Origin of the sequence: uncultured Anaerotruncus sp. (genome assembly GCF_902490045.1) — a bacterium.
Lineage (GTDB): Bacteria > Bacillota > Clostridia > Oscillospirales > Ruminococcaceae > Anaerotruncus.
This window is the reverse complement of record NZ_CABUCJ010000104.1, coordinates 1-8604: the sequence shown is the minus strand read 5'-3', so window position 1 is coordinate 8604 and position 8604 is coordinate 1. Positions and strand designations below refer to the sequence as shown.

Annotated in this window: 11 protein-coding genes and 1 tRNA gene; 3 read left to right on the top strand and 9 right to left on the bottom strand. The window is 62.9% G+C overall.

The window, feature by feature from the left end; translation table 11 throughout:
• Positions 1-17: 17 nt before the first annotated feature.
• The 5 genes from RDM88_RS10120 to RDM88_RS10100 form a co-directional block, all read right to left on the bottom strand.
• Positions 18-998 carry a DUF4397 domain-containing protein gene (locus tag RDM88_RS10120; protein WP_308754724.1) on the bottom strand — a complete coding sequence of 327 codons (981 nt, stop codon included), beginning with the start codon at positions 996-998 and terminating at the stop codon, positions 18-20.
• Positions 999-1182: 184 nt separating this feature from the next.
• The gene (locus tag RDM88_RS10115) at positions 1183-1608 is read right to left on the bottom strand and encodes a DUF3788 domain-containing protein (RefSeq protein ID WP_308754723.1); all 426 of its coding nucleotides are present in this window, start codon (positions 1606-1608) and stop codon (positions 1183-1185) included.
• Between the two features lie 17 nt (positions 1609-1625).
• Positions 1626-2438 carry a class I SAM-dependent methyltransferase gene (locus tag RDM88_RS10110; protein WP_308754722.1) on the bottom strand — a complete coding sequence of 271 codons (813 nt, stop codon included), beginning with the start codon at positions 2436-2438 and terminating at the stop codon, positions 1626-1628.
• A gap of 46 nt (positions 2439-2484) precedes the next feature.
• Positions 2485-3696: a GGDEF domain-containing protein gene (locus tag RDM88_RS10105; RefSeq protein ID WP_308754721.1), complete on the bottom strand. Its 1212-nt coding sequence runs from the start codon at positions 3694-3696 to the stop codon at positions 2485-2487.
• A 189-nt stretch (positions 3697-3885) separates the two neighbouring features.
• Positions 3886-3962 (bottom strand) — tRNA-Arg (locus tag RDM88_RS10100).
• 237 nt (positions 3963-4199) lie between these two features.
• Here RDM88_RS10100 and RDM88_RS10095 point away from each other — a divergent pair.
• Together RDM88_RS10095 and RDM88_RS10090 are read left to right on the top strand one after the other, a co-directional pair.
• Entirely contained in the window at positions 4200-4622 is a 423-nt protein-coding gene (locus RDM88_RS10095; protein WP_308754720.1) for an NUDIX domain-containing protein, read from the top strand.
• Positions 4623-4672: 50 nt separating this feature from the next.
• Entirely contained in the window at positions 4673-6043 is a 1371-nt protein-coding gene (locus RDM88_RS10090; RefSeq protein WP_308754719.1) for a potassium transporter TrkG, read from the top strand.
• A gap of 62 nt (positions 6044-6105) precedes the next feature.
• On the opposite strand, the gene RDM88_RS10085 is transcribed toward RDM88_RS10090, so the two are convergent.
• Complete coding sequence (locus RDM88_RS10085) at positions 6106-6282, bottom strand: hypothetical protein (RefSeq protein WP_308754718.1); 177 nt, start codon at positions 6280-6282, stop codon at positions 6106-6108.
• A 152-nt stretch (positions 6283-6434) separates the two neighbouring features.
• Between RDM88_RS10085 and RDM88_RS10080 the strand changes: the two genes are divergently transcribed.
• Positions 6435-7298: a pyridoxamine kinase gene (locus tag RDM88_RS10080; RefSeq protein ID WP_308754717.1), complete on the top strand. Its 864-nt coding sequence runs from the start codon at positions 6435-6437 to the stop codon at positions 7296-7298.
• Between the two features lie 48 nt (positions 7299-7346).
• Here RDM88_RS10080 and RDM88_RS10075 read toward each other — a convergent pair whose 3' ends face one another.
• From RDM88_RS10075 to RDM88_RS10065, 3 genes are all read right to left on the bottom strand, one after another.
• Positions 7347-7514 carry a hypothetical protein gene (locus tag RDM88_RS10075; protein WP_308754716.1) on the bottom strand — a complete coding sequence of 56 codons (168 nt, stop codon included), beginning with the start codon at positions 7512-7514 and terminating at the stop codon, positions 7347-7349.
• 160 nt (positions 7515-7674) lie between these two features.
• The gene (gene rpsT / locus RDM88_RS10070) at positions 7675-7935 is read right to left on the bottom strand and encodes a 30S ribosomal protein S20 (protein WP_308754715.1); all 261 of its coding nucleotides are present in this window, start codon (positions 7933-7935) and stop codon (positions 7675-7677) included.
• Between the two features lie 136 nt (positions 7936-8071).
• Entirely contained in the window at positions 8072-8539 is a 468-nt protein-coding gene (locus RDM88_RS10065) for a hypothetical protein (RefSeq protein ID WP_308754714.1), read from the bottom strand.
• Positions 8540-8604: the final 65 nt, after the last annotated feature.

The window sequence follows — 8604 nt, the reverse complement described above, 5'->3', positions numbered from 1 at the left end:
CCTCCGCCGGCAGGCGGTCACCGGTCCTCGACGACCATGGTCTGAAGCGCGTCGGGGGAGGTATCCCGGCTGAAAATGTACAGGGTATAGGTCGCGTTCGGGCGGATGGTGACGAAGGTGGACACCAGCGCCTGGGGCAGCTCAAAGACGGTGACGCCGTCGTCGAGCGTTTCGATGTCCGCCATGCGCGGCTCGGGACGCAGATTTGTCTCGGCGATATCGATCTGGTAGTCGCCCGGGCGGATGCGCTTGAAGGAGGTGACCTCCTTGAAACGCACGTCGCTGTAGACCACGCGTCCGTCGCCCAGCAGGATGTCGACCGGGTTGCTGTAATAAGCCAGGTTGCACGCCCGGAAGCAGGACATCGTGGCCGGCCGCGCGCAGGAGGTATCGGAAATCTGCAAAAGATCGAGGCCGTTGGCGGTGTTGATGATGGCGATCGTCGCGCTGTCGTCCGCCTTGAAGGGGATGGATTTCTGGAGGTAGACATAGCCGTTCATGCCGGTGACCGTCACGGTCTGGAATCCGTTCGACACCCGCCCGTAAGGGGTGAGGGAGGTAAAGCCGAGGCCGTTGACGATGAAGCGGTTGTTGACAAAGACGCGGAAGGGCCGGTATCCGTAGGCGGCGTTGAGGAAGCGGACCTTTCCAAACCTGCCCGCCCCGCAGAAGAAACAGGGCGGATTCGGCGCCGGCAGGATGGGCAGCGTCTGTCCGGGACGGACGGGCACTGTCGGGCCGCCCTCACCGGGGCTGGGCAGCGGCACGACGGGAAAGTTTGCGCCGGGGCCGGGCGCGGTTGGGCCGCCCTCGCCGAAACCGGGGAGCGGGACGGAGGGCGTGCTGCCGGGCGAAACCGGGCCGCCCTCGCCGAAATCGGGCAGTGGGACGGAGGGCGCGCTGCCCGGGGCGGCCGGGCCGCCCTCCCCGGGATTGGGCAGCGGCGCGACCGGGATATTCCGGCCGGAATACCCGCCCATGTTGTCGGATGAATACATGTTGATCCATCTCCTTTCACGATTTCTACCATACTATTAAAAAACCGGGCCTCCGGTGATTCCTTCGCGCGCCGTCCGCCCGCCGGGGAGAAAAAAGACGGGCGCGGATGAAAAAAGGAGGGCGCGCTGCCGGCCGGCAGCGCGCCCTCCTTTTCATGGGCAGGACCATAAAGTCCCATTTCGTTCATTTTCCGGAGGTGCGCAGGGAGATGAGCCGCAGGGCGTCCCGCAGGACCGGCTCGCTCCTTACGTCGATAAAGAGCCATTTGCCGCCCATCGAAACCTTTGTGGTTTGGAAGAGCTCTCGCGTGTAGGGATCGAAGGAGGAGGCCAGCAGCTCCGCTTCAGGCAGGGACCGCTCCCCGACCACCACCATGCAGGAGAAATACCCCTCGTTCGGATAGAGGGTGCAGAGCGCCCGGCCGCCCTTTTTGTATTTGACGTTCCAGCCCGGCGCCATTGAGCAGCCGCTGTATTCGATCCTGGGGGCGACGCCGCAGGTTTCCTCAACGGTACGGCAGAGGGTTCCCCAGAGCGGGCTTCCCACCCAGCCGTCGATCTCCCCCGCCGAGGGGGCGCGGTCCTTCGGATAGGCGTCCTTCCATATCATAGATGCTTCCTCCATTTTCATTGCGGCGCGGATGCGCCTGTTTCCTTTGTCCGCAGGACCGTGACCGCCGCATAGTGCAGGACCTCGAAACGCGGCGGTGCGATCCGTTCGAGCAGCGCGAGGTGTTCCCGGCCGAAGCGCGCGGCCTCCTCCGCGGGCAGGGAGGCCCCGATCCCGCGGCAGGCCTTCATCCGCCCGTTCCATCCCTCCCGGGTAAAGGGCACCCGCAGATCGAAGACCTCCTGCCGCTCAACCTCGAAATCGCGTCCGTACGCGTCCGGGACGGCGATCGGATGCCGGGTTTCGCCGCCGCCGGTCCAGCCGGGATTGTATTTGAGCACGAGCTCCTCGCTCTTCGCGGCGATCGGGTCCTCGCCGGGCAGCCACGCCATATAGAGCGCCGCGACCCGCCCCGGGCGCTTCAGCATCCGGCTGAGCCGAGGGGCGAGCAGGGCGTGGTCGAAATAGAAGAAGCACTGGCAGGCGGTCACAACGTCGAAGCTGGCGTCCGGAAAGTCGGTCTCCTCCGCCGAAACGCACCGGAAGGCGATCTCCATGCCCGCCTCCTCCGCCAGCCGCCGGGCCTGCGCGATCTGTTCCTCCGAAAGATCCGTCCCCACAAAGCTGGCGCCGTAACGGTAGAGGTTCCTGGGCAGCACTCCCGTCCCGGTCCCGAGGTCCAGGACGGCCTGCCCTTTGGTGCAGAGCCCCATCTCGAGCAGCCTCCGGTAGAATTCCGGCGGGTAGATGTCCCTGTATTTCGCGTAGTCGGCGGAGGCGCGCCCCCAGTCGAACGCGCGGCCGTGGTCGATGTCCCGGTTTGTGCGCATGGCGGCTCCTTTCAGCGGGGCGCGCCGGGCGCCCGGTTTTTTTCCATTATAGCCGATGCCGCCCGTCCGGCGCCGGGTTCGGTTCACCGCCCCGCCCGTCATTCGCCGTCCCGTCGCCCGCCTCGGAATAGAACCCCTTTTTGTTCCGGTACATCTGCCTGTCGGCCCGGATAAACGCATTTTCGATCGTCTCGCCGGGGGCCGCCGCCGCGTACCCGCTGGACACGGTCAGGTCAATTTGCAGCTCCGCGCTCCCATCGGCCAATTCCCGATCCAAAAGACGCAGAAGTCCCTGGGCCTTTTCCGCGTCGCACCCCTGCAAAAGGGCGGCAAATTCGTCGCCGCCGATGCGGAACAGGAGGTCCGTGTCCCCCGGGAAAGTCGCCCTGAGCGCCTCGGCCACCTTTTGAAGCGCCTTATCCCCCATGTGGTGGCCGTAATCGTCGTTGATCTGTTTAAAGCGGTTGCAGTCCAGCATGACGCAGCACAGCGTTTCTCCGCTCCTCTGCCGCTCGATCTCGTTGATCCTTTCCGTATAGGCCGCGCGGTTGTACAGCCCGGTCAGCGCGTCCACATAGATGAGCTTATAGAACTGCTGCTCCTGTTCCAGGCGCTGGTTCTGTTCCAGGATGCGCTTTGTTTTGAGGATCGACTGGATGAACACCACATAGCACGCCAACACCACCGAGGCGAAGACAAGCCACGTCGGGGCGTATTCCACCCGCTCCACCATCGGCTTCGGATAGGCGGCAAAAAAGATCAGCGCAAAGTAAATCAGCACGTTGGCGGCCGCCATCACTCCCCAACCGGCGTCCGCCATCTCCAACAGCTTGTGATACTGCTTGAAGTAAGGCCTGCCCACGATCACGACCGCCGCGCACAGCACAAGGACGGTCCCCAGCGTCGCCTCCGCGCCGTTGGGGACCGTTATGCCGATATACCGCCCGATAAAGGCGATGATCAGCGAAACGGTGTCGACAAAGCAGAAGGTCATCAAAAATCGGCTGCCTTTATATTTGGACAGGCCAAAAAAAAGCAGGAAGCTCGGCAGGCTCATACAGGCGGCGGAGGCCAGGGATGCCGGCCACTGCAGCCTGTATGTGGTCAAAATATAGGCGCATACAATGACCGCGCAGCCGCCCCACATCGCCAGCCGGTAGAGAGGGGTGCTCCGTTTGAGTTCAAACATCATTGAGTAAATCAGAAGATCAAATAAAATGATAACGATATCTGTGACGACGGCTAAAATAGCATCCATCTGTCGGCGCTCCCTCTTTTCCCATCGATCCTGTCAGTTATGATCGTACAAACCTGCAAACACACGCCGCGGCCCTGACGAACCATACGGGTTCTGTCAGAGGGCCTTTTCCCGCCTCTCCGCCGGGCGGGGATAGGATGGACGGTAATAAAAACCGCTCTACATTGGCCTGTAGAGCGGTTCTGTCGATGGCGCGCCCGAGGGGATTCGAACCTCCGACCTACCGCTTAGGAGGCGGTCGCTCTATCCGACTGAGCTACGGGCGCACGGCACCATAATATTATAATGCGGCGGGGTGCTTTTGTCAACCGAGCGGGGCGGGCCGGATTCGGCGTTTTCGCAGAAAAATCGAAAACCCACTTTTAAAGGCCCATAAAAAGTGATATATTAATAACTGTATATGCTGGTGCTTTGCACCGGGCGCGGCAGCCCCGCGGCAACGGGGGCGGCCGCGCGACTCAGGCGCGGTTTCGGCGCCGCAAAAGAGAGGAATGGAAAAACGGATGATTCGCGAAAAATCCTGCGGAGCGCTTGTCTACCGCAAAAAACAGGACAGGGTGGAGCTCCTGCTCATCAAGCACCGCAACGGCGGGCACTGGTCCTTCCCCAAGGGACATGTGGAATCGGGGGAAAACGAGTACCAGACCGCGCTGCGGGAGATCAAGGAGGAGACGGGGCTGGACGTCAACCTGCGGGACGGCTTCCGGCAGAGCGTCGAGTATTTCCCCAAGCCGCACGTCAAAAAACAGGTGGTCTACTTTCTCGGCTATCCGGGTGGGGACGACACCGTCAAGCGGCAGGAGGAGGAAATCAGCGAATACCAGTGGTGCCTGCTGGACGACGCGGACGGGATGGTCACCTTCCGCAACGACAAAAACCTCATCAACGAGGCCAAGCGTTTTTTGGCAAAGGACGGGGAACACTGAGCGGGCGCGTCGGCTTTTCCGAATGATTATGAAAGCGCAGGCGAACTGATTTGGATCGACAACCTATCCGAAGGAGCTGGCTCTTCTCCTTCCCCACGCGCACGATCACGCTGAGCTTTGCCGCGGTGATCCTCGTGGGGACGCTGCTGCTGATGCTCCCCGTGTCCAGCCGCGCGGGCGCTTTCACCCCCTTTCTCGACTGCCTCTTCACGGCGACCTCCTCGACCTGCGTGACCGGGCTGGTCGTGCACGACACCTACGCCTACTGGTCCGCCTTCGGGCAGTGCGTCATTCTCGCGCTCATCCAGATCGGCGGCCTGGGGCTCGTGACGCTGACCACCTTTTTCAACATCGCGATCGGCCGCAAGCTGGGCCTGCGGGGGATGCACCTCGCGCAGGAGTCGGTCGCCTCCACCGGCCCGGACATCAACCAGCTCATGAAGGTGGTCATGATCACTGCGCTGACCGTCGAGACGGCGGGCGCGCTCCTGCTGTCGACCGTTTTCGTGCCCGAGTTCGGGGCGGAGGGCATTTTTATCTCGGTGTTCACCTCGGTTTCGGCCTTCTGCAACGCCGGGTTCGATATCTTCGGGCGGGCGGAGCCGTATGTATCGCTGACCGGCTACGTCGGCAATCCGATCGTCGTCGGCACGGTGGGGATGCTCATCATCGTGGGCGGCATCGGCTTTATCGTCATCCACGACCTGCTCCAGTACCGGCGGACCAAAAAGCTGCTGCTCCACACCCGCATCGTCATCATCTCCACCGTTTCCCTCATCCTGGTGGGGATGGCGTTTACCGCCGTCTGCGAGTGGGATAACCCCTTTACCCTGGGCGGGCTGTCCGGGACGGGGGAGCGGCTCGGCGCGGCCTGGTTCCATTCGGTGAGCTGCCGCACGGCGGGCTTCAACGTCTTCCCGCTCGAGCCGATGCACGACATCACGAAAATCCTTTCCTCGCTGCTGATGTTCGTCGGCGCTGCGCCCGGTTCGACGGGCGGCGGCATCAAGTGCACGACCTTCGCGGTCATCTTCATGACCGTCTACTGCGTCGTGCGCGGCGACGAGGACACCGTCATCTTCCGCCGCAAGGTGGAGAAGAGCGCGGTTTATAAATCGCTGGCCGTCATGATCCTGGGCATCCTCGCGGTCACGGTCACCGCCGCCTGCATCGTCGCCACGATGAGCCGCACCCACGCGGTCACCGGCGTGGACGCGCTCTTCGAGAGCGTCTCCGCATTCGCGACGGTCGGGCTCTCGGCGGGCATTTCGGCGGTCGCCAACACCCTTTCGCGCATCCTGCTCATCTTTGAGATGTATATCGGGCGCCTCGGGCCGGTGACCTTCTTCCTCGCGCTGGCCATGCGCCCTACCGCCAACCGCAAGGAAATCCTGCCGGTCGGGAAAATCCAGATCGGCTGAGGCGGCGTTTCCGCATGAAAAATTGCCGTTCGTGAGAACGGCAATTTCCGCCGATGGGCTGTTTACCGCATCATATACTCCACGCTGTCCAGCACGGTGCCGAGGGTCTTGATCGCTTTGGCCGTGTTCTGCTTGAGCTTTTTGCCGGGGTTCTTTTTGTGGTTCATCATATAGGCCGCGGTTCCCGCCGCCATCGCCACCGCCACGCCGGTCACCGCTGTCGCCGCCGTTTTGTTCATAGGGCTGCACCTCCGTAAATTTAGTTGGTTCCGCGGAACGCACCCGATGCGTCCCATACTGACAGTATGCCCGCGCGCGGCTGGGCGATTACGCAAACTTTCTGGAAACGGGTATCCGAGGGAATAAAATCCATTTTTAAGAGGTGAATGCCATGACGGACCGTCCGCCGCGCGTCGCGGCCATCCACGGCCTGGCCGGCTTCGGCCGGAGCTCGCTCGCCGTCGTGATCCCCACGCTCTCCGCGATGGGGATCCAGGTCTGCCCTGTGCCGACGGCGGTCCTTTCCACCCACACGGGCGGGCTGGGCGAGGTGGAATACCGCGACCTGACCGACTATATCCGCCCCTGCTTCGAGCATTACCAGCGGCTGGAGCTCGGGTTCGAGGGGATCTATTCCGGCTTCCTTTCCAACCCGGCGCAGGCGGACGACGTGGCCGCCTTCATCGCGGCGTGGCCGGACGCGCTGGCCGTCGTCGACCCGGTGATGGGGGACCACGGCAAGCCCTACCGCACCTGCACCCCCGCGCTGATGGAGCGGATGCGCAGCCTCGTGCGCAGCGCGGCCGTCATCACGCCCAACCCGACCGAGGCGGCCATCCTGCTCGGCGAGCCCTACCGGCCCGAGCCCCTCGCGCGCCAGCCGCTCAAGAGCATGCTCGCGCGGCTGGGCGAGCTCGGCCCGCGCCATGTGGTGATCACCGGTGTGGAGCTGGCGTCGGGGGAGTGCGCGGCTGCTGGCTACGACCGCGGCCGCAACGCCTTCTGGTACGTGGAGTACGAGTACGTCCCGGCGGCCTATCCCGGCACGGGGGACATCTTCGCGAGCGTGCTCACCGGCGCGATGCTGCGGGGGGACAGCTTCCCGATCGCAATGGCGCGCGCGACCCGGTTCGTCGAGCTGGCGATCAAGACGACCTTCAGCTACGGAACCGACACGCGCTACGGCGTCATGTTCGAGCGCTGCCTCGGCTGGCTGACCCACGACGAAATCCTCAAGGGCTATAAGCCCCTTTGAACGGTAAAAAGCCCCCGGCTCCATGAGCCGGGGGCTTTTGTGGCGCGTTCAAAAGGGCAGGCCGTTCCCGCCGCCCCAGCTGCTTTCATGGTAGGCGCGCTCTACGGCGCGGCGGTAGATGGAATACCCCACCGTGACGCAGCATACCAAAACGGCAAGCGCGACCGGGACAACCAGCCACAGCAGGGAAAGAAAGCGTTTGTCGTTCCGTTCCATCGGGATTTCCCTCCTTGCGCGCGAGGCGCCGAAATATTCATCAGCTACAATGATACCGCAAAACGGAAAAACCGTCAACCGGGCGCGCGGCCCGCAAAAAAACAAATAACACTGCCACCGGAGGTGACAGTGTCACAGAAAAAAGGCTGCGTGGAGCCGCTTACTTGGCGGCGGCGAGCTTCTTCATAAGAGCGGACTTCCTGTGCGCGGCGGCGTTCTTGTGCAGGATGTTCTTCGCAGCGGCCTGGTCGACCTTCTTGATCGCGACCCGGATCGCGTCGGCAGAGTCGGCGGCACCGGCGGCAACCGCAGCATCCGCCTTCTTCAGCACGGTTTTGAGGTTGGTTTTGACCGCTTTATTCTCAAGCGCCTTCTTCTGGGCAACGAGCACTCTTTTTTTCGCAGATTTGATATTCGGCATGGTTCACACCTCCTTGTCCGCTGGATATCATCAGACAGTACAAGTTATGATAGCATCTTTTTTGGAAAATTGCAATACCCCGCAAGAAATTTTTCCTGCAAAAAAGGAGGGCGGCGCGGTCGCCGCCCTCCTTTTTTTAACGGAAGACCAGATATTGATAGGTGACGCCCGCGTCGTTGAGGGCGGCGACCCGCCCGGCGGCGGGCGTCGCCGAGCTGAGCACCGAAAATCCCGTCCCGGTGACGAGCGCGGCCTGCGAGGAACCGCTCCCGGCGAGAAACGCCGCCCGGAGGGCGACGGTAGTCTGGTCCACCGGCTGGAAGGGATTTTTCCCGGCGGCGAAGACGATCCCAAAGGAGGGAGAAAACCCGAGGGGAATTTCCTGCATGGGCTGCCCGTCCCCCTCGTAGCTGCCGAAGACCGGGGCGGCCCCCGTCCAGGCCGCGCGCTCCTGCGCGGAGACGTGCGCGGTTTCGTCGGCCGTGTGTGCGTGAAGCGCGTCGTCGATCTTCAGATTGTCCGCGTTGAAGTCGGCCATCTTGGGCCGATCGGCGGCGCTCCACTGGTTGAGCTGAAGGTGCTCCGTGCTGTTGGTGCTTGCCATTTATTCACTTCCTTTTTCAGGTTGGCGCGCCCCGGCCGGGGGACGCGGGGGCGAAAAACGGCGGG

Bases quoted from the DNA above. Each gene is read 5' to 3' on its own strand.
- RDM88_RS10120 (WP_308754724.1), bottom strand. From the start codon at position 998: ATGTATTCATCCGACAACATGGGCGGGTATTCCGGCCGGAATATCCCG.
- RDM88_RS10115 (WP_308754723.1), bottom strand. From the start codon at position 1,608: ATGATATGGAAGGACGCCTATCCGAAGGACCGCGCCCCCTCGGCGGGG.
- RDM88_RS10110 (WP_308754722.1), bottom strand. From the start codon at position 2,438: ATGCGCACAAACCGGGACATCGACCACGGCCGCGCGTTCGACTGGGGG.
- RDM88_RS10105 (WP_308754721.1), bottom strand. From the start codon at position 3,696: ATGGATGCTATTTTAGCCGTCGTCACAGATATCGTTATCATTTTATTT.
- RDM88_RS10095 (WP_308754720.1), top strand. From the start codon at position 4,200: ATGATTCGCGAAAAATCCTGCGGAGCGCTTGTCTACCGCAAAAAACAG.
- RDM88_RS10085 (WP_308754718.1), bottom strand. From the start codon at position 6,282: ATGAACAAAACGGCGGCGACAGCGGTGACCGGCGTGGCGGTGGCGATG.
- RDM88_RS10080 (WP_308754717.1), top strand. From the start codon at position 6,435: ATGACGGACCGTCCGCCGCGCGTCGCGGCCATCCACGGCCTGGCCGGC.
- RDM88_RS10075 (WP_308754716.1), bottom strand. From the start codon at position 7,514: ATGGAACGGAACGACAAACGCTTTCTTTCCCTGCTGTGGCTGGTTGTC.
- rpsT (WP_308754715.1), bottom strand. From the start codon at position 7,935: ATGCCGAATATCAAATCTGCGAAAAAAAGAGTGCTCGTTGCCCAGAAG.
- RDM88_RS10065 (WP_308754714.1), bottom strand. From the start codon at position 8,539: ATGGCAAGCACCAACAGCACGGAGCACCTTCAGCTCAACCAGTGGAGC.